Below are 18,134 nucleotides of genomic sequence, written 5' to 3'. Positions count from 1 at the left end.
CTCAGCCGCCCAGCGTCATGACGCTGTTGATCTGCTTGTCCGCGTCGGTCAGGCCGGCGTCGAGGTCGGTGACCTTGCCGGACTGATACTTGATCAGGAACTGCTGGAACGTCTCCTGATAGGCCGGCCCGGACGCGGTCGGCGGGGAGGTCAGCGAGTTCGGGCTGCTGAAGATGTCCATGAACGCCTTGAAGTCCGGGTCGGCGTTGAGCGCCGGGTCGGCGATCGCCTTGGTCGTGGTCGGGATGTTCTTGATCAGGCCGGCGAGCTTGGTCACCGCCGCGTCGTCAGTGGTGAGGTATTTGATCAGCTCCCACGCGGCTTCGGGGTTCTTCGCGTTCTTGGAGATGCCGGCGATGTTGCCGGTCACGTAGCCGCCGCCGTAGTGGGACGGGTCGCTGGTGGGCAGCGGGGCCACGCCGTACTTCAGATCGGGGGTCTGGTCCTTGAGGAACGCGAGGCGGTACTCGGCGTCGATGTTGATGGCGACCTGGCCCTTCTGGAAGGCGTTGTCGCCGCTGAACTCGTCGCCGAGGCCGGCCTTGAACTTGGTCAGGTTGTCGTAGCCGTACCAGTCGACCAGGTCTTTCTGCCACTTGAGCAGCGTCTTCCAGTTCGCGTCGGTGCCGACCGCGCTCTTGCCGTCCCCGGTGAGCCATTTCGCGCCGGTGGCCGGGGCGAGGTGCGCGGCCGCGTTCTCGTAGAAGTCGTAGAGCGGCACGAAACCGACCTGCTTGAGCGAGCCGTCGGCGTTCTTGACGGTCAGCTTCTTGGCGTCGGCGGTCAGCTCGTCGAGGGTCTTCGGCGGCCCGGAAATGCCGGCTTTCGCGAACAGATCCTTGTTGTAGAACATCCCGTACGCGTCCGCCAGGAACGGCATCGCGCACCGTTTCCCCTGGAATTCGGTGTACGACCGGGTCGCGGCATTCAACTGGTTCAGGTCGACCTTGTCCCGGTCGAGGTACGGCTTCAGGTCCACCCACGCCCCGGACGAGCAGAACTTGCCGACGATGTCGGTGGAGTAGGAGAGCCCGACGTCCGGACCGTTCCCGGCGCCGATCGCCTGCGTCACCTTGGAGTCGTCCTGACCGGACTTGATCGTCACCTTGATGTTCGGGTGGCTGGTCTGGAAGTCCTTGACCACCTGGTTGATGGCGTCGGCCTCGCGCTCGGTGAAGAAGTGCCACAGCTCGACGGTTCCGGAGACCTGCGTACCGGGTTCGGCGATCTTGTTCTCTTCGGGGGCGGGGGTGCAGGCGGTGATCAGCAGAACGGTGGCGGTCAGGGCGAAAAGGGCATGAGGTAGCCGTTTGTTCACTGTGGGCCTCTCGAAAATCAGCTTTCGCGAATGGCGCTTATCAATGCTTCGCGGACCGCGGCCAGCCCGGTGTCGAGGCCACCGAGCAGCACCGCGTCGTCCTTGATGGAGGTGGCGGCAAAGGTGCATTCGAGCGGGGCGGCTCGCCGGAACGCGCTGTTCACCGCGGCGAGCAGCGCGTCACCACCGGCCTGAGCGGTCGGGCCGGCGAGGACGACGAGGGACGGGTCGAGAACGGCGACGACCGCGGCGAGGGCCACCACGATCCGGTCGGCGAGAGTGGCCACGAATTCGCTGTTTCCCGCGGCGGCGGCGACCAGTTCAGCGGGGGTGTCGCCGCTGATGCCGTGTTCTCGGGCGAGTTCCTTGATGGCCCCGCCGCCGAAGAGGTCCTGCAGGTCGACCTTGCGGTGGCTGGAGTCGGGTGAGTACAGCGGCAGGTAGCCGATCTCACCGGCGCTGCCCCGGGCGCCGCGCAGCAGCGTGCCGTTGATGTCGATGGCCAGACCGAGGCCGTCCTGACCGATCCAGAGCAGCGCGAAGTTCTCCGCGCCCCGGGCCGCGCCGCGCCGGCGTTCGGCCGCCGCGGCCAGGTTGACGTCGTTGTCGATGCCGAGGTCGGTACCGAGAGCAGCGGCGATCTCCGGGACCAGGCCCGGCCGGCCGAACCCGGGCACGTCCACGAGGCGGATCGTCTCGGTCTTGGGGTCGTAGGCGCCGGGCACGCTGAGCTGCACGAACTTGATCCGGTCGGCGGGAACGCCGGCCTGGTCGCGCAGGTCGGCGAGCACGCCGGTGAGCGCGGTGACCGGGTCCGTGGCGAGGAAGTCCACACGCGACTCGATCCGGGCCCGGATCGTCCCGGCCAGGTCGCCGAGGGCCGCCGCGACCGACGGTGTGCCACTGGTCCCGACGTCACGGACGGAGACGGCGACGGTGTACGCCGCGTCCGGGTTGGCCGAGTAGATCTCCGCGTTCGGCCCCGGGCGGCCGCTGGCGTGCCCGACGACGTTGACGAGTCCCGCCTCGGTGAGCCGGCGCAGCACCTCCGAGATCGTCGGCGTCGACAGCGCGGTGAGCTTGCGCAGATCGGCGCGCGTCAACCCGCCCGGGTCGAGCAGGTGAGCGAGCGCCGCGCTCTCGTTCATGGCGCGGAGCAGCTTGGACGAGCCGGCCAGACGCGTCAACGGTGCCCCCGGGTGATTGGCAAAGTGTTTAACAGTTGGCTCATCCTCAGACTCCCGTCGATCCGTGTCAAGGGTCGAATCTTCGCTATCGACCAGGATTGATAAACCAACTTAACAGTCGTAGAGTCCGTCCCCAACGCGCGCGCCACCCCCTCTCCCCCCATCGACGAGGAGTGCCATGAACCGCGTCAGGACAGTCGTCTACACCACGTTAGGCCTGGTCATCCCGGGTGCAACCCTGATCTACGGACTGCTGCCGGCCAGTGCCGCGGCCGCCGGTCCGATCACCGGTCCGGCCGGCAAATGCATCGACGTCGCCGGCGCCTCCCCCGCCAACGGCACGGCAATTCAGCTGTACGACTGCAACGGCAGCGCCGCCCAGCAGTGGACCACCGGCAACTCCGACGCGACGATCCGAGCACTCGGCAAGTGTCTCGACGTCACCGCCGCGTCGACCGCCAACGGCGCGAAGATCCAGCTGTACGACTGCAACGCCAGCGGCGCGCAGAAGTGGACGTTCACCAACGGGACGCTGGTCAACAGCGGTTCCGGCAAGTGTCTCGACGTGACCGACAAGAGCACCGCGAACGGCGCCCGGCTGCAGATCTGGACCTGTGCCGGCGGGACGAACCAGACCTGGACACTGCCCGGCGGAACGACCACGCCCACGTCCGCGCCCGCGGGAAAGAACCTCGACGATCCGGCGAAGAAGGACGTCGCCATGCAGATCGTCTCCGCGGCCGAGAACTCGTCACTGGACTGGCGGGCACAGTTCTCGTACATCCAGGACATCAACGACGGGCGCGGCTACACGGCCGGAATCATCGGCTTCTGCTCCGGGACCGGGGACATGCTGGAGCTCGTCGAGGCGTACACCGCCACCAAACCCTCGAACGTGCTGGCCAAATATCTGCCCGCGCTGCGCGGCGTCAACGGGACCGACTCGCACTCCGGGCTCGACCCGAACTTCACCAAGGACTGGCGGACCGCGGCGGCCGACCCGGTGTTCCGGGCCGCGCAGGAATCCGAGCGGGACCGGGTGTACTTCAACCCGTCCGTCCGCGACGGCAAGGCCGACGGCGTACGGGCGCTCGGCCAGTTCGCGTACTACGACGCCGCTGTCGTGCACGGCTACGAAGGCATGCGCTCGATCCGCAGCCGCGCGCTGGCCAAGGCGAAACCGCCGTCCCAGGGCGGCGACGAGCGGGCCTGGCTCAACGCGTTCCTCGACGAACGGGTCGTGGAGATGAAGAAGGAGGAGGCGCACTCGGACGTGACCCGCATCGACACGGCCCAGCGGGTGTTCCTCAACAACGGCAACTTCGACCTGAACACTCCGTTGGACTTCAAGGTCTACGGCGACTCGTACCACATCGGCTGATCCTGACCGGGCCGCCCGGATCCACGGGGGATCCGGGCGGCCCCCGATTCGCGTTTCCTTCGCGACACGTCGTCATTTCATCACCGTTTCCAGCACGCCGGTGGTCGCTGTAACCTCGCTCACTGATCGACTTCCCGATTCCCGTACAGTCGCTCAACAATTACTTTCTATTAACGTCCGACAATACAAAACACCAGCTCAGAGCAGCCCGTTAGTTTGATCAATGAAGGAGAGACAAAAGCTGCAACGAACCATCTACAGTCCAGAAACATCGGCCAAAAATTAAATAGCTCGCCAGCACTCGCACACTCCCGGATTTTGCTGTTCCGTAGGGAGCGGCGCCGAATCCACGGCGTTGGATGTCTGAGTTCTGGGAGCATTCATGACGGCACCGCCCCTACCTTCGGGCAGGCCCACCGCGAGCCTGGCCTGGCGTCCGCTGCAACGCTCGACCCGCGTCGCGATCATCGCGGCGCTCGCCGCGACCGTCTTCTATCAGCTGTTCCTGCTCAACCCGGCATACCGCGGGCCGGGCTGGCTGTGGGTCACCATGCTGGCCGCCGAGGGCCTGACCGCCCTTCACCTGGTCGGCACCTGGTGGACCATCCTGGCCCACGACGACCGCCCGGAAGCGGTGGATGCCACCGTCTGGCGCAACCGGCTGCGGGCCGGCGGCGAGGTCCCCTCGATCGACGTGTTCATCACCGCCTACGGCGAGGATCCCGCGCTGGTGCGGACCACGCTGCTCGCCGCCCGCGACATGGACCTGCCGCACGACACGTTCCTGCTCGACGACGGGGACAGTGACGAGTTGCGCCGGATCGCCGACCAGGTCGGCGTCGGTTACCTGCGGCGGCCGGGCAGCACACACGCCAAGGCCGGCAACGTCAACGCGGGGCTGGCCCGCACCGACGGCGAGTTCGTCGTCATCCTCGACGCCGATCACGTGCCCGAGCCCGGCTTCCTGCTCAGCATCCTGCCGCACTTCCAGGACCCGGATGTGGCGTTCGTGCAGTCCCCGCAGTCGTACACCAACAACGTCAACCTGGTCGCCACCGGCTCCGGCGAGGCCCAGCGAATCTTCTACGAGCTCGTCTGCCCCGGCAAGAACCACTTCAACGCCGCGTTCTGCGTCGGCACGAACGTGATGTTCCGGCGGGCCGCGCTCGACAGCATCGGCGGCATCTGGACGGGCAGCAACTCCGAGGACATCTGGACCTCGATCGAGCTGCACAAACGGGGCTGGAAGTCGATCTACGTACCGCAGGTGCTGGCCCGCGGGCTGGCCCCCGAGGACGTTCCGTCGTACCTCAAGCAGCAGTTGCGGTGGGCCGGCGGCGGCTTCGAGGTGCTGTTGCGCGGCCGGCTGTTCCGGCGCGGCAGCGGCCTGACCATCGACCAGCGACTGCAGTACCTGTTCTGCGGCACGCACTATCTGCTGTCCCTGGCGATGCTGACCTTCATGCTGTTCCCCGCGCTGTACCTGCTCTTCGCGCTGAGCCCGATCCGCGCCGACGGCTTCGCCTGGGCCACCCACTACCTGCCGTTCCAGGCAGCCGTGCTGCTGGTCACCTGGCTGCAGTCCGGCGGGTTCAAGCTGTCGGCGATCGTGGCCAGCATCGGCGCGGTCCCGGTGCACCTGCGCGCGCTCGGCGGCGTGCTGCTCGGCCGGCCGGCCGTCTGGAAGGCCACCAACGCCGGTGGCAGCGGCGCCCGGTCACTGTGGGCGGTCATGCCCCTGGTCGCCCTGCTCCTGCTCAACGCCACCGCCATCGCCGTCGGTGTCATCGTGATGGCCGACCCGGCGCCGACCTGGCTCTCCGTCGGCTGGGCGGCCATGATCGTGCTCATCCTGGGCCGCATGATCGTCGAATCGGTCACCGGCGGCAGCATCCGGCAGCGGCCCCCCGCGCCCGTCCTGCGCCCGGCCGGCCCGCGATCGGCCACAGGCCGGCAACTCCCGGCCGCGCCGCACACCCGCGCTGAGCCGCAACCGCTTCCGGCCGGCGCCTGATCGATCCGCCGGCCACCGAACCGGGACTGCCGCGCGCCGGCGTCCCCGCTCCCGCCGAGAAAGGCATGACCATGAGCACCACGATCGAGAAGACCACCGCCGAACCCGACCGGAGCCTGCCCCCGGCGCAGGCTCCCGACACCGCACCGGCCGAGCCGGAGCGACACCGATGGCGCCATGGGCTGCGCGTCGTCCGTACCGTAATCGTGCTTTTGATCTTGATTGCGGCCGCCGTCGCCGGTGGCACCCACATCGTGCGCCAGCGGCTCGCCGAGCGGACGCTCCTGGACGCCGGCACCGCGGTGCTGACCGCCCAGCCGATCACCGTGGGCTCGGCCGACGCCGCCGTGGTCAACCAGGTGCTGATCGGCGAACGGGAGAGCGTGACCGCCGGCGCGGCCCTGGCCACGGTCACCCGCACCGCCGACGGCCGCGGAGCCCGGGTCCAACAGCTGACGGCGCCGGCCGCCGGCATCGTCACCGTCATCAACGTCGCCCCGGGCCAGGTCGCCCGCGCCGGCGAGCCGATCGTCACGCTGTACGACCCGTCCAAGCTCACCTTCCGCGTCGACGTGCCCCTCGAGACGCTGCGTCAGTTGCGGCTGCAGATGACCGCCTACGTGTCCGGGCCCGGCCTGCCCGGCCGGCTGGCCACCACCCTGGAACGGATCGAGCCGAAGGTCGGCGGCGCGGGCCAGACGCCGGTCGCCGACCTGCTCACCGTCGTGCTGCGGCCCGACCCGGCCGCGCTGGCGACGGTTCGCACCCTGGTCCCGGGGTTGCAGTTCCGGGCCGTCGTCGACACCACCACGGCCGCGGGCGGGACTCCCGCGGTGAACAGCGCATGAGCCGCCGGCCATGGGTCGCGGCCGCGGCGGCGGCCCTGCTCACGGTGACCGGCTGCTCCGCCGATCCGGCCGGCGAGCACCCGCCCACCGCCGGTGCCGGGCCGGTCATGGAGGACGCGGCGGCGACCGAGCCGGCCGTACCCCGGCTGGCCGGTAAGGGCGGCATCGCCGACACCCTGCCGGACGCGGCCCGCCCGACCAAGGCCCCGGCTCAGGCCGGCGATCTGACCGGCCAGGCCCTCCCGACCAACCAATGGTGGAGTTCCGCGCTGACCGGCCCGCGCACCCAGCCGATCTGGACGCATCCGCTCGCCGTGCGCGCCGGTGACGCGGGCGTGCAGATCAGCGGCGCGCCCGTGACCGCCTCCGCGAACGCTGTCGTCACCCCGTTCCTGCCCGCCCTCACCCTGAGCGCCGCGACCGGGCCCGTCCAGGTCGTCGGCTACGGCGCCTTCCATGTCGTCCTGCGGGTGGGCCTGTCCGGCGGCGGATCCGTGGACCTCACCCTGGTACAGGGCAGCCCGGTGCTCTGGTTACGGTTCCGGGGCTCGACACCCCGCCTGACCGGCGCCTTCCGCGACGTGGGGAGTTCGGCGGGCCGCGCCCGGCTGGAGATCGCGGGCGGCCGGTGGGACGTTCTCGGCGACGACCTGGCCCTCGACGGGTCCACCGTCGGCGGATCGGGTGAGCAGCTGGCCGTCGCCCGCGTCCCGGACGGCGTGGAACAGGCCGGCTGGGAGCGCGCCAGCACCGGTGACCCGGTGGTGCGGACCACCGCGGCGATGACGTACGACGCCGCGACCGGAACGGTCACTCAGACGCTCAGCACGCGCCGAGCCGGCGGCGGCTCCGGGGTCTGGGCCCTGCTGCCGCACCAGCGGGCCGGGCTGGTCCCCGGGCCGGCCACGCTGACCGGCTCCTACCCGGACGCCCGGGGCACGATGTCCCTGGTCTCCGCCGCGGAGGTCCGCGTCCGGGTGCCGATGCCGGGGCTGCTCACAGCCGTTCCCGAGGTGCCGCTGAGCTCGACGGCGAGCCGGGCGGTCCGCGACGATCTCGACCGGGACCTGGCCGACCCGCCCGGCGCGGGCGGCAGTTACTTCGGGCTCAAGGAGCTCGGCCGGCTGGCCACGATCGCCGAGGTGGCCGCCGCCGTCGGAGCGGACGACCAGCGAACGCAGGCACTCGCCCGGTTGCGGCCGCAACTGATCGACTGGCTGACCCACAGCGGGCCCGCCGACGGACGTTACTTCGGTTACGACCGGGTCTGGGGTGGGCTCATCGCCGTACCGCCCGAGTTCGGCGCCCAGGACTACAACGACCATCACTTCCAGTACGGCTATCTGGTCCGGGCCGCCGCCGTGCTCGCCGCGGCCGATCCGGTGTTCGCCCGCGACTACGGTGACGTGGTCGACCTGATCGTCCAGGACTTCGCCGGTTCGCTGGTGATCGGACCGGCCCACGGGCTGCCACCGTTCCGGGCCTTCAACGCCTACCTCGGCAGTTCGGCCGCGTCCGGGTTCGCTCCCTTCGCCGACGGCAACAACCAGGAGTCGTCCAGTGAGGCCGTGGCGGCGTGGGAGGCGGTGGTGCGCTGGGGGCTGGTCCGGGGCAACACCGACATGACCGGCTACGGCGTGACCCACTACGCGATGGAGGCCGCGACCGCCCGGACGTACTGGCTGGGCAGCGGGCCGGCCCGGCCGGACGGGTACGCGCACCTCACCGCCGGCATCGTCTGGGACGCCAAGATCGACTACGCGACCTGGTTCGATCCCCAGCCGGAGTCGATCCTCGGCATCCAGCTGCTGCCGCTGACCGCCGGCTCGTTCTACCGCGGCCCGGCGCAGGAGCGGGAGCGGGACCTGGGCCGCGACCCGCGCGTCTGGGGCGACCTGTTCGCCGCCGACCTGGCCCTGTCCGACCCGGAGGCCGCGCGCCGCCGGCTCGACGCGGGCGTCAGCCGTGAGGAGAGCACCAGCCGGGCGATGGTCCGTTACTGGGTCGAGGCGCTGGTCGTGCTCGGTCCACCCCAGCCCGCGGTCACCGCGCCGGTGGGAGCACTGGCGTTCGGATCGGCCGGCGCACCACGGGTGGTCCGCTCGCCCGCCGGATGAGGTCCGGGCCCGGCCGGAGCATCCGCCGGTGTGGCGGGTGCCACACTTCATCGTTCACAGCACCGCGGCAACCCGGCCGATACCAAGGCCATGGCACCACGCAGGCTATGGGCGTTTCTGGGCGCAACCGCGGTGGCCGTCGCTACCGCGGTGCTGACCTACAACTCGACCTTCGGCAACGTCTTCTACTTTCTGCTCTACGGCACACTCGCCGTCGCCGCCTGGCTGGCGGTGCGCCGGTTGCCGCCCGGGACCGCGCGGCGGCCATGGGTTCTGGTCGCCGTCACGCAGACGCTGTGGTTCACCGGCGACGCCGTCGAACTGGCCTACTACTACCTGTCCCGGATCCCGTCCGTCGGGGTCTCGGACGCCTGCTGGCTCGGCGGCTACGCCGTCCTGACCGTGGCCCTGGTCCTGATGGCTCGCCGGCGGGCGCCCGGCCGGCTGCGCGGCGCGGTGCTCGACGGGCTCACCCTGGCCGGCGCGGCCGGGCTGCTGAGCTGGCAATTCCTCATCAAACCGGCGCTGAGCGACGGCTACTCGACCGCCGACTCGGTGCTGCCCGCCCTGTACCCGGTGGCCGACGTGGTGCTGCTGGCCGCGCTGCTGTTCATCGCGCTGTCGCCGGGCACCCGGGGCACTCCGACCCGCCTGCTGTTCGGCGCGGTGATCCTGTACCTGGCGATCGACCTGACCACCAACCTCGGGCCGTACTTCCTGCCGCAGGACCTGGTGTCCCGCGACGGCACCCTGATCATGCTGGGCAACGCGCTGCTCACCGCGGCCATGCTGCACCCGCACCGCGACGAGCTGACCCGGCCCAGCGCGCAGGTGCGGGTCCTGCACCCGTCCCGGGTGCTGTTCCTCGGCGTGGCGTTCCTGACCGCGCCGGCGCTCAGCGCGGTTCAGGACGGCCTGGCCCAGAACGCGGTCGCCACCCTGCTCGCCACCGCGGCCAGCACCGTGTTCGTCCTGACCCGGTTCACCCTGGCCGTACGCGAGCAGGAGCGAGCCCAGGCGCAGCTGACCTACCAGGCCCGGCACGATCCGCTGACCGGGCTGGCCAACCGCTCGGTGCTCGCCGACGAGATGGACCGCACCCTCCCGCGCAGCTCCGGCCCGGTGGCTGTCCTCTACCTCGACCTGGACGGGTTCAAGCAGGTCAACGACCAGTTCGGGCACGAGGCCGGCGATGTCGTGCTGACCACCGTCGCCCGGCGGCTGTCCGCGGCCGTACGCGCCGGTGACCTGGTCGTCCGGCTCGGCGGCGACGAGTTCGTCCTGTTCTGCCCGAGCCTGACGGCGGAGCACGCGGTCCGGCTCGCCGATCGGGTCGTCGGTGACGTCTCCGAGCCGATCCCGTTCCGGGGCGCGCTGCTGGACGTCGGCACGAGCATCGGCATCGCCGCCTACGGCGCCGGGGAGACCGCCGGGGAACGCCAGGCTCTGCGCGCCGCCGACGCGGCGATGTACGAGGCGAAGCGCCAGGGTCGCGGCCGCTGGGTGATGGCCGGCGCGTGACCCTCGCCGGGCGGGTCAGGGCTCGCTCTGACCCGCCGGCGGCCCGTCCAGCACGACCCGCAGCGCCCGGCCGGGACGTACCGGAGAATCCACCCGGGAATGCGCGAGCCGCTCGTCGAGCCGCGCGGTCGCCGACGTCCGAGCCCGGTTCGCCCGGCACGGGCTGGGCGGTGACCGCCGCGGCAGCAGGGCCGGGCGCGCCGGGCACAGGCTGGGCCGGTGACCGCCGCGGCAACAGGGCCGGGTGCGCCGGGCACAGGCTGGGCGGTGACCGCGCGGCAGCAGGGCCGGGCGGTGACCGGCGCGGCAGCGGGGCCGGCGAGGTTGTCGCGCAGGGGCGCGTCACGAAAAGTGTCGTACCCGTCGCCTACCGTGCAGCTGTGGCTCGACGCAGACGCCGGCGACGCAAGGCCGGCCCCGAGGGTTGGCTGATCGTCCCCGCCGGCCTGGCCCTGATCCTGCTGGCGCAGCAGGCCCGGGCTCACCCGGTCACGGCCGCCCTGATCCTTCTCGGTCTCGCCGTCGTGACGGCCGCCGGGTTCTGGCTGTGGACGGCCGACCGGCGGCGCCTGGCCGGGCACGAGCGCGAGGTCGCGGTCACCGACGGCATGACCGGTGACCAGTTCGAGCACTTCACCGCCCGGCTGATGCGGGTGAGCGGCTTCCGCGAGGTCCGGGTGGTCGGCGGCAGCGGCGACATGGGCGCCGACGTGATCGGCCGCACGCCGGACGGGCGGCGCGTGGTGGTTCAGTGCAAGCGCTTCTCGGGGAATCTGGGCAGTCCGCACGTGCAGCGCTTCGCCGGCACCGCCCGGGACATCCACGGGGCCGAGGTGGCGCTGCTGGTGACGACGGGCCGGCCCACCGCGCAGGCCCGCGACGTGGCGCTGCGCTGCCGGATCACCCTGGTCGACCGGCCCGCGCTGGCCCGCTGGCTGTCCACTCAGGTTCTGGAATGCTGACGCCGCGCTGAATCGGCGGCACCGGGGCGTCGGTCGCGGCGAGACGTTCCCGCAGCAGCCGGGCCAGCGGGCGCTCGACCAGCCGGTGCAGCATCCACGCCACGACCAGCATGGTCAGGATGACGACGGCGACCGTGACGATCGGCGGCAGCCGGTGCAGGTGCTGGATCATCGTCCCGCCGATGTGCTGATGGAGCAGGTAGAACGGGTAGGTGAGCAGGCCTGCCGTGGTCAGCGGCCGCCAGCGGACCCGATCGGTCCAGCCGAGCGCGACCACTGCCATCGCCACGAACAGCGCCGTCACGATCAGCATGGAGACGCTCATCGACAGCGGCCGGTGCTCGGTCCGGCTGGTCTGCGCGACCCGCACGCCGAGCGAGTACATGCCGAGCCCCCAGGCCAGCCCGACGAGCCCCCAGCGCCGGATGTCCGAGCCGAACCGGTGGATCAGGAAGAATCCGATGCCGGCCACGAAATACGGCGCGTACGGCGGTTGCAGCACCGTCACCAGCACCGGCATCTGGGACTTGACCGCGACGACGGACGCGATCAGCCACGCGTAGCCGAACCAGAGCAGTCGCCGCCGGGTCGCCCCCAGCCACACCACCACCGCGAAGAGCAGGTAGAACCGCGCCTCGGCCCAGAGCGTCCAGTAGGACAGGTCGACCGGCACCACCCCGAGCGGCTCGTTCAGCATGGTCAGGCTGATCACCACCTGCTGCGGCGTGACCGGCCGGTTCAGTGACGGCCAGAGCGTGACCACCGCCGCGGTGAGCAGGACCGCCGGCCAGTACGCGGGGAAGAGCCGGATCAGCCGTGACCGGGCGAACCCGCCGACCGTGCGCCCCCACGCGCTCATCGAGATGACAAAGCCGCTGATCATGAAGAACAGTTCCACACCCAGCCATCCGTACGAGGATGCCTGCGTCAGCCGCGAGAACGGCGAGTGCCCGTCCCACAGCCGGTCGGCGTTGATCGCGGTGAAGTGGAAGACCGCCACCGAGATCGCGGCGCACAGCCGCAGCCCGTCGAGGACCGCGACGCGGTCGCCGGGGTTCCGGCGCGACGCGGCGACCGGCGCCGGCGGCCGTCGCAGCCGGGTGGTGGTCTTGGTGAGGACGTCCAGGCCGGATTCAGTCACACAGATCAGAACGACCATGCGGGCCGGCCGGAACGCCCCGCGTCGATAAAAGCGCGACAACACCCGGAAGAATGGAATTCGATCCGTAGTCGGATACCTACCCGCCGCACATTTTGCAAGATGCAAATGAAGCGATATTCTGATCATGAAACGGCTCCCGGACGCGGGAAATCCGCTACCGCACGCTATCTGTGGACGTCTTTGCATGTGAGACATTCCGTCGCGGTTTCCCGTCTGTTCGGCGGCGCTTCGTCGCGCCCGATTCCGGAGGTCTCGGTGGCCTGGTTCATCGGCCAGTCGCTCGTCTTCATCCTGCTCGCGTTCCTGCTGGGCGTCGTCGTCGGCCGCCTCACCGCGCGTCGCGGCGGGCCGGCCGCGAGTGTTTCCGCCACAAGTGCGAAAAAGGCGGCAAGCGTGGCGGCACCACCGGAAATGGTCACGGTGAGCAAGCCCGTGGAAAAAGTTCTGCCGACCCGTCCGGTGGTGGCGGAAAAGGCCGTCAAGCCGAAGCCGAGTCCGCGAAAGACGACGGTTGACACCATTCCCACGGAAAAGCCGCTCGTGCCCCCCGCCGACGCGAAGCCGGCCGCGGAGCCGGCCGCGGAGCCGGCCGCGGAGCCGGTGACCACCGACGTCCCGGGGCCGGTCGCCCCGGAAAGCCGGGTCACCGACAGCCCGGTCGCGGCGCCGGAGCCGGCGCCCGGTGACGAGCTGGAGCGGATCGAGGGCATCGGCCCGAAGATGGCCGACGCCCTGCGCGCCGCCGGCCTCCGCACGTTCGCCGACGTGGCGGACGCCGACGACGACACCAAGCGCCGCGCGATCAACGCCGCCGGCCTGAACTTCGCGCCGAGCCTGATCACCTGGAGCCGCCAGGCCCGGCTGCTGGCCGACGGCGACGAGCAGGCGTTCGCCGAGTTGACCGCTCGCCTGATCGCCGGCCGCGAGATCCGCCCGGAGGACGACGATCTGGAGCGTGTCGAGGGCATCGGCCCGATGATGGCGACGGCGCTGCGGGCCGGTGGGATCCGCACGTTCAAGCAGCTGGCGAAGGCCGACGACAACACCAAGCGGCAGGCCGTCCTGGCCGCCGGCATGAACTTCGCGCCGAGCCTGATCACCTGGAGCCGCCAGGCCCAGTTGCTGGCCGACGGCGACGAGGCCGGGTTCGCGGCGCTGACCGCGCACCTGACCGCGGGCCGGGACGCCGCTGCCGACCGTAACGCTACGGCTCGGGCGGGCAAGGAGAAGAACGCCGACAAGAAGGCCAAGAAGAGCCGCGGCGAGAAGGCCGCCCGATGACGACCGACCGCCGTTCCGGGCTCGCGCTGCTGCTGACCGTTCTCGGTCTCGCCGGCATCCTCACCGCCCAGCTCGTCCCGAACCGTCACCGCATCGAGAACGACCTCGCCGACCGGTCGGCCCAGGCGCTCACGGTCGCCGGTCAGGACCACGCGCGGGTCACCTTCACCGGCCGGGACGCCCTGGTCGTGACCGATTCCGACGCAGCCGCCGACCGCGCCCGGACGATCGTGGCGGGCATCGCCGGTGTTCGGACGGTCCGCACCACGGTCGAGGCCCCCGCGGCGGTCGAGGTGCACACCCCGCCGACGTTCGGGCTGACCGTGAACGACGGGACGGCCGTGCTGACCGGCACGGTGCCGACCGCCGCGGTGAAGGGCACGCTGCACGACGCCGCGGCTGCGGCCTTCGGCGCGGTCGACGACCGGGTCACGGTCGCGACGACGGTCACGACCGACCCGGCGCTCACGGCCCTGCCCACGCTGCTGCGATCGCTTCCGGTCACGGTGAGGGATTTCGCGGTACGTCTCGACGGCGGCACCCTGACGATCGGCGGAACGGCCCCGTCCGAGGTCGACCGCATCGCGCTGCACGACGCCGCCCGGCGCGCCGGCGTGCCGGTCGACCACCGGGTGACCGTTGCCGACCTGCAGCCGCGGCTCTCCGCCGTACCCCCGCTGGAATTCCGCACCGGGAGCGCCGAACTGACCGCGGCCTCGCGCAAGTCGTTGCCGCAGGTGGCGGCTCTGCTGGAGGCGAACCCGAGTGCGCGGGTGCGGATCGAGGGGCACACCGACGCCAGTGGTTCGGAGGCGACGAACCTGTGGATGAGTCGCGCCCGGGCCGACGCGGTACGCTCCGGCCTGGCCGAGCTCGGCGTCTCCGCGGCTCGGCTGACCGCCGCTGGTTACGGCGAGTCACGTCCGAAGGTCGCCAACGACACGGCCGAGCACCGGGCCGAGAACCGTCGCGTGGAGATGACCGTGATCACCGGCTGAGCCGCCGGGGCCACGCCGCGGCCCCGGCCGAACGGCGCACGGCAGCGCGGCGCGGCGCGGGGCAGCGCGGCGCGGCGCGGGGCAGCGCGGCGCGGCGCGGGGCAGCGCGGGGCAGCGCGGCGCGGCGCGGGGCAGCGCGGCGCGGCGCGGGGCAGCGCGGGGCAGCGCGGGGCGGCACGGCGCGGGGCAGCGCGAGGCAGCGCGGCGCGGCGCGAGGGTCGGCCGTTCGGCAGATGCGCCGCCGGGCCGGATCCACCACGAGCCAGATGTCCCGGCCGGCCGGGATTCCTACGATCGAGGTCATGAACATCGACGTGCGAGCAGGGGTTCCCGGACGGCCCGCGACGGCCACCGGACGACGGGCGGTGCTGGTCGCGCCGCTGGCCGGGCTGCTCCTCGGGGTGCTCGACTTTCTCTGGATCAAGTACGTGCCGGCCCCGTTCGGCGGGCTCGGCAACTCGATCGCGGTCTGGGCGGTGGCGGCGTTCCTGCTCACGCTGCTGAACCGGTGGAGTCTGCCGGTGAGCGTGGCCGCCGCGGCCGTCCAGCTCGCGGTCGCCGTCCCGGCCTACTACCTGGCCGCGGCGGTGATCCAGAACGACGCACTGGCGAACATGTACGACGCGAACGCGCTGCTCTGGGTCGGGCTCGGCCTCGTCGCGGCCCTGGTGTTCGGCACCGGCGGGGTCCTCGCCCGCCGCGCGGACGTGCCCGAGCTGGTGCGCGACACCGCGCGGGCCCTTCCCGGGGCCGTGCTGTTCGCGGAGGCGGTGCTGCAGGCGTTCCGGATCGGGGACCCGTCGTACTCCACGGGCGGCTTGATCGCGTACGCGCTGATCCTGGTCTTTGTCGGTCTGGCGGTGACCGGGCTGGTCACGCCGACGTGGCGCCGGCGCGGTGTGGTCCTGGTGCTCGCCCTGCCGCTGACCGCCGCCGGTTACGCGCTGCTGAGCATCACCGGCTTCCACTGAGCGACGGGCGCCGCTCAGTGGGTCGCCGTGCCGGTGGTCAGCTCGCCTCCGGGTGCTCCGTGACGCTCTGCAGGTAGAGCGGCTCGCCGAGCTTCTCGATCAGGCCGAGCTGCGTCTCCAGGTAGTCGACGTGGTGTTCCTCGTCGGCCAGGATGTCCTCGAAGATCCGCGCGGACGTGATGTCACCGATCGAGCGCATGTACTCCAGGCCGCGGCGCAGCCGGTCGACCGCCTCGACCTCGACCTTCATGTCGCACTCGAACTGTTCTTTGATCGTCTCGCCGATCCGGAGCGCGAACAGCTTCTGGTAGTTCGGGAGTCCTTCGAGGAACAGGATCCGATCGGTGAGGATCTCGGCGTGCCGCATCTCGTCGATCGACTCGGCCCTGGTGTGCTTCGCCAGCACGGTGTACCCCCAGTTCTCCTGCATCTTGCCGTGCAGGAAGTACTGGTTGATCGCGGTCAGTTCCGCGGTGAGCTGCTCGTTCAGGAACTCGATGACACGGGCGTCACCTTGCATGCCAAATACCCCCATAACTGACGTTACGGGCTGAGCTTACTGCTCGTGATCTTCAGGCAGCGGACGGTAGTCGCGTGTCGGAGCCCCTCTCCTCCTCGATGAGGCCGGCGATCCGGTCCAGGCAACTGCCACAACCGGTGCCGGCGCCACAGGCGTCGCCCACCGCCTCCTCGTCCCGCGCTCCGCAGCGGATGGCGGTGCGGACCTGGGTCTCACGGACCTGGTGACAGATACAGACGAACATCGGGCGACGACCTTTACCTGGTTAGCCTTACCTAGCTTAGGGTGCCCTAAAACCGCAGGTCACGCAATTCCCCGGATCGCCTGAAGATCAGCCGGCGGTAGATATTGATTCTCACGGATTGCTAACTGATGACGGCACCGTTACCTTGGGAGCGCTCCCAGTAGGCCTCTTCTCCCCCCGGAGGAAAGCCATGTCCCCTCGCTCCCAAGGCATAGCGGCGGCGGTCATCGCCGTCGCGGCCGCCGGTGCCGTCGTCGCCACCACCGGCGCCGCCGAAGCCGGCACGATCAGCGGCACCCTCTACCGTGACCCCGGCACCGCCGTCGCCCGATGGGTCGCCGCCAACCCGAACGACTCCCGCACCGCCGTCATCCGGGACAAGATCGCCAGCCAGCCGGCGTCCCGCTGGTTCGCGAACTTCAACCTGTCCACGATCGGGTCCGAGGTCTCCTCGTACGTCGGGGCGGCCAACGCCGTGAACCAGATCCCGGCCCTGACCCTCTACGCCATCCCCAACCGCGACTGCGGCGGCGCCAGCGCCGGCGGGGCACCCGACCTCAACCAGTACCAGAACTGGGTGAACGCGGTCGCCGCCAACCTCGGCAACCGGACCGCGATCGTCATCCTCGAACCCGACTCGATCGCGCTGCAGACGTGCCTGAGCGCCGGTGAGATCACCGCCCGCGACCAGGCCCTGGCCACCGCCACCCGGACCTTGAAAGCGGCGAACCCGAACGCCAAGGTCTACCTCGACGCCGGGCACTCCACCTGGAACAGCGCCGCCGAGCAGGCCGGGCGGCTGGCCGCGGCCGGGGTCGCGAACGCCGACGGCTTCTACACCAACGTGTCGAACTTCAACGGCACGTCGTCCGAGGTGAACTACGGCAAGGCGATCATCGGCGCGCTGAACGGGCGCGGGATCGGCGGCAAACACCAGGTCGTGGACACCAGCCGCAACGGCGGGGCGTCCGGGGACTGGTGCGGTGACGACAACACCGACCGGCGGATCGGGGCCTACCCGACGACCGCGACCAACGACGGGGACGTGGACGCGTACCTCTGGGTGAAGCCGCCCGGGGAGGCCGACGGCTGCAAGTACGCCGCCGGGTCGTTCCAGCCCGACCTCGCGTACAGCCTGGCCAGCAGTGCCCCGAACCCGCCGGTCAGCAGCTCGCCGACCGCGGTGCCGTCGTCCTCCTCCCCGTCGCCGGCACCCTCCTCCGCGTCCCCGTCGTCGTCCGGCACCCCCGATCCCGTGGGAGCCGGCTGCAGCGCGGTCTTCGCCGTGACGAGCTCGTGGTCGGGCGGCTACCAGGCCACCGTCAAGGTCACCGCGGGCAGCCGGGTCACGAGCGGCTGGACGGTCTCCTGGACGCCGGGCGCCGGGCAGTCGATCAGCCAGGTCTGGAACGGCACCCTGACCGTCAGCGGATCGACCGTGACCGTGCGCAACGTCTCCTGGAACGGGGCCCTGGAACCCGGCGGCCACGCCGAATTCGGCCTGATCGCCTCCGGCAGCGCCACCACCCCGGCATTGACCTGCACCTCTCTCTGAGGTGGGCGGGCCCCGGCCGCGTGCCGGGGCCCGCTGTCACGTCTCGGTTTCCCAC

General features: G+C 70.9%; 16 protein-coding genes. 10 read left to right on the top strand and 6 right to left on the bottom strand.

The features are described from left to right. Position 1: 1 nt before the first annotated feature. Both ACH442_RS15835 and ACH442_RS15830 read right to left on the bottom strand, forming a co-directional pair. On the bottom strand, positions 2-1,318 hold the full coding sequence (locus ACH442_RS15835; protein ID WP_396338730.1) for an ABC transporter substrate-binding protein: 1,317 nt from the start codon (positions 1,316-1,318) through the stop codon (positions 2-4). A 17-nt stretch (positions 1,319-1,335) separates the two neighbouring features. Then, the gene (locus tag ACH442_RS15830; protein ID WP_396338729.1) at positions 1,336-2,505 is read right to left on the bottom strand and encodes an ROK family protein; all 1,170 of its coding nucleotides are present in this window, start codon (positions 2,503-2,505) and stop codon (positions 1,336-1,338) included. Between the two features lie 178 nt (positions 2,506-2,683). Here ACH442_RS15830 and ACH442_RS15825 point away from each other — a divergent pair, with 178 nt between their 5' ends. From ACH442_RS15825 to ACH442_RS15800, 6 genes are all read left to right on the top strand, one after another. Beyond that, positions 2,684-3,886 carry a chitosanase gene (locus ACH442_RS15825; RefSeq protein WP_396338728.1) on the top strand — a complete coding sequence of 401 codons (1,203 nt, stop codon included), beginning with the start codon at positions 2,684-2,686 and terminating at the stop codon, positions 3,884-3,886. A gap of 382 nt (positions 3,887-4,268) precedes the next feature. After that, positions 4,269-5,900 (top strand): glycosyltransferase family 2 protein, encoded by a 1,632-nt coding sequence (locus tag ACH442_RS15820; RefSeq protein ID WP_396338727.1) that lies wholly within the window; start codon positions 4,269-4,271, stop codon positions 5,898-5,900. A gap of 71 nt (positions 5,901-5,971) precedes the next feature. Then, positions 5,972-6,748: an HlyD family efflux transporter periplasmic adaptor subunit gene (locus tag ACH442_RS15815; protein ID WP_396338726.1), complete on the top strand. Its 777-nt coding sequence runs from the start codon at positions 5,972-5,974 to the stop codon at positions 6,746-6,748. Continuing rightward, positions 6,745-8,865, top strand: coding sequence for a glycosyl hydrolase (locus ACH442_RS15810; protein WP_396338725.1), 2,121 nt, complete (start codon positions 6,745-6,747; stop codon positions 8,863-8,865). Before ACH442_RS15815 ends, ACH442_RS15810 begins: the two co-directional genes overlap by 4 nt. 132 nt (positions 8,866-8,997) lie before the next feature. Beyond that, positions 8,998-10,386, top strand: a complete 1,389-nt coding sequence (locus ACH442_RS15805) for a diguanylate cyclase domain-containing protein (protein WP_396338724.1) — start codon at positions 8,998-9,000, stop codon at positions 10,384-10,386. A 380-nt stretch (positions 10,387-10,766) separates the two neighbouring features. After that, positions 10,767-11,348, top strand: a complete 582-nt coding sequence (locus ACH442_RS15800) for a restriction endonuclease (protein WP_396338723.1) — start codon at positions 10,767-10,769, stop codon at positions 11,346-11,348. Here the strand turns inward: ACH442_RS15800 and ACH442_RS15795 are convergent. Beyond that, positions 11,287-12,489 (bottom strand): acyltransferase family protein, encoded by a 1,203-nt coding sequence (locus ACH442_RS15795; protein ID WP_396338722.1) that lies wholly within the window; start codon positions 12,487-12,489, stop codon positions 11,287-11,289. The genes ACH442_RS15800 and ACH442_RS15795 overlap by 62 nt on opposite strands. 276 nt (positions 12,490-12,765) lie before the next feature. Between ACH442_RS15795 and ACH442_RS15790 the strand changes: the two genes are divergently transcribed. After that, the gene (locus ACH442_RS15790; RefSeq protein ID WP_396338721.1) at positions 12,766-13,791 is read left to right on the top strand and encodes a helix-hairpin-helix domain-containing protein; all 1,026 of its coding nucleotides are present in this window, start codon (positions 12,766-12,768) and stop codon (positions 13,789-13,791) included. After that, positions 13,788-14,789 carry an OmpA family protein gene (locus ACH442_RS15785; protein ID WP_396338720.1) on the top strand — a complete coding sequence of 334 codons (1,002 nt, stop codon included), beginning with the start codon at positions 13,788-13,790 and terminating at the stop codon, positions 14,787-14,789. Before ACH442_RS15790 ends, ACH442_RS15785 begins: the two co-directional genes overlap by 4 nt. Here the strand turns inward: ACH442_RS15785 and ACH442_RS15780 are convergent. Continuing rightward, entirely contained in the window at positions 14,779-15,093 is a 315-nt protein-coding gene (locus ACH442_RS15780; RefSeq protein WP_396338719.1) for a hypothetical protein, read from the bottom strand. The genes ACH442_RS15785 and ACH442_RS15780 overlap by 11 nt on opposite strands. Here ACH442_RS15780 and ACH442_RS15775 point away from each other — a divergent pair. Then, positions 15,092-15,760 carry a DUF6518 family protein gene (locus ACH442_RS15775; RefSeq protein WP_396338718.1) on the top strand — a complete coding sequence of 223 codons (669 nt, stop codon included), beginning with the start codon at positions 15,092-15,094 and terminating at the stop codon, positions 15,758-15,760. The two genes, ACH442_RS15780 and ACH442_RS15775, sit on opposite strands and share 2 nt — an antisense overlap. A gap of 37 nt (positions 15,761-15,797) precedes the next feature. Here the strand turns inward: ACH442_RS15775 and bfr are convergent, their stop codons facing one another. Together bfr and ACH442_RS15765 are read right to left on the bottom strand one after the other, a co-directional pair. Beyond that, complete coding sequence (gene bfr / locus ACH442_RS15770; protein WP_396338717.1) at positions 15,798-16,280, bottom strand: bacterioferritin; 483 nt, start codon at positions 16,278-16,280, stop codon at positions 15,798-15,800. A gap of 52 nt (positions 16,281-16,332) precedes the next feature. Then, on the bottom strand, positions 16,333-16,524 hold the full coding sequence (locus ACH442_RS15765) for a bacterioferritin-associated ferredoxin (RefSeq protein WP_396338716.1): 192 nt from the start codon (positions 16,522-16,524) through the stop codon (positions 16,333-16,335). A 190-nt stretch (positions 16,525-16,714) separates the two neighbouring features. Here ACH442_RS15765 and ACH442_RS15760 point away from each other — a divergent pair, with 190 nt between their 5' ends. After that, entirely contained in the window at positions 16,715-18,079 is a 1,365-nt protein-coding gene (locus ACH442_RS15760; RefSeq protein WP_396338715.1) for a glycoside hydrolase family 6 protein, read from the top strand. Positions 18,080-18,134 lie beyond the last annotated feature (55 nt).

The sequence above is a fragment of the Actinoplanes sp. NPDC020271 genome, from assembly GCF_044388125.1.
Classification (GTDB): domain Bacteria; phylum Actinomycetota; class Actinomycetes; order Mycobacteriales; family Micromonosporaceae; genus Actinoplanes.
Note: the sequence above shows the minus strand (reverse complement) of the source record. Positions and strands in the feature narration are given on the sequence as shown.

What these genes read in the sequence shown, in the direction of transcription:
- ACH442_RS15825 (WP_396338728.1), top strand. Translation starts at nt 2,684, where the DNA reads ATGAACCGCGTCAGGACAGTCGTCTACACCACGTTAGGCCTGGTCATC.
- ACH442_RS15820 (WP_396338727.1), top strand. Translation starts at nt 4,269, where the DNA reads ATGACGGCACCGCCCCTACCTTCGGGCAGGCCCACCGCGAGCCTGGCC.
- ACH442_RS15815 (WP_396338726.1), top strand. Translation starts at nt 5,972, where the DNA reads ATGAGCACCACGATCGAGAAGACCACCGCCGAACCCGACCGGAGCCTG.
- ACH442_RS15810 (WP_396338725.1), top strand. Translation starts at nt 6,745, where the DNA reads ATGAGCCGCCGGCCATGGGTCGCGGCCGCGGCGGCGGCCCTGCTCACG.
- ACH442_RS15785 (WP_396338720.1), top strand. Translation starts at nt 13,788, where the DNA reads ATGACGACCGACCGCCGTTCCGGGCTCGCGCTGCTGCTGACCGTTCTC.
- ACH442_RS15775 (WP_396338718.1), top strand. Translation starts at nt 15,092, where the DNA reads ATGAACATCGACGTGCGAGCAGGGGTTCCCGGACGGCCCGCGACGGCC.
- ACH442_RS15780 (WP_396338719.1), bottom strand. Translation starts at nt 15,093, where the DNA reads ATGACCTCGATCGTAGGAATCCCGGCCGGCCGGGACATCTGGCTCGTG.
- bfr (WP_396338717.1), bottom strand. Translation starts at nt 16,280, where the DNA reads ATGCAAGGTGACGCCCGTGTCATCGAGTTCCTGAACGAGCAGCTCACC.
- ACH442_RS15765 (WP_396338716.1), bottom strand. Translation starts at nt 16,524, where the DNA reads ATGTTCGTCTGTATCTGTCACCAGGTCCGTGAGACCCAGGTCCGCACC.
- ACH442_RS15760 (WP_396338715.1), top strand. Translation starts at nt 16,715, where the DNA reads ATGTCCCCTCGCTCCCAAGGCATAGCGGCGGCGGTCATCGCCGTCGCG.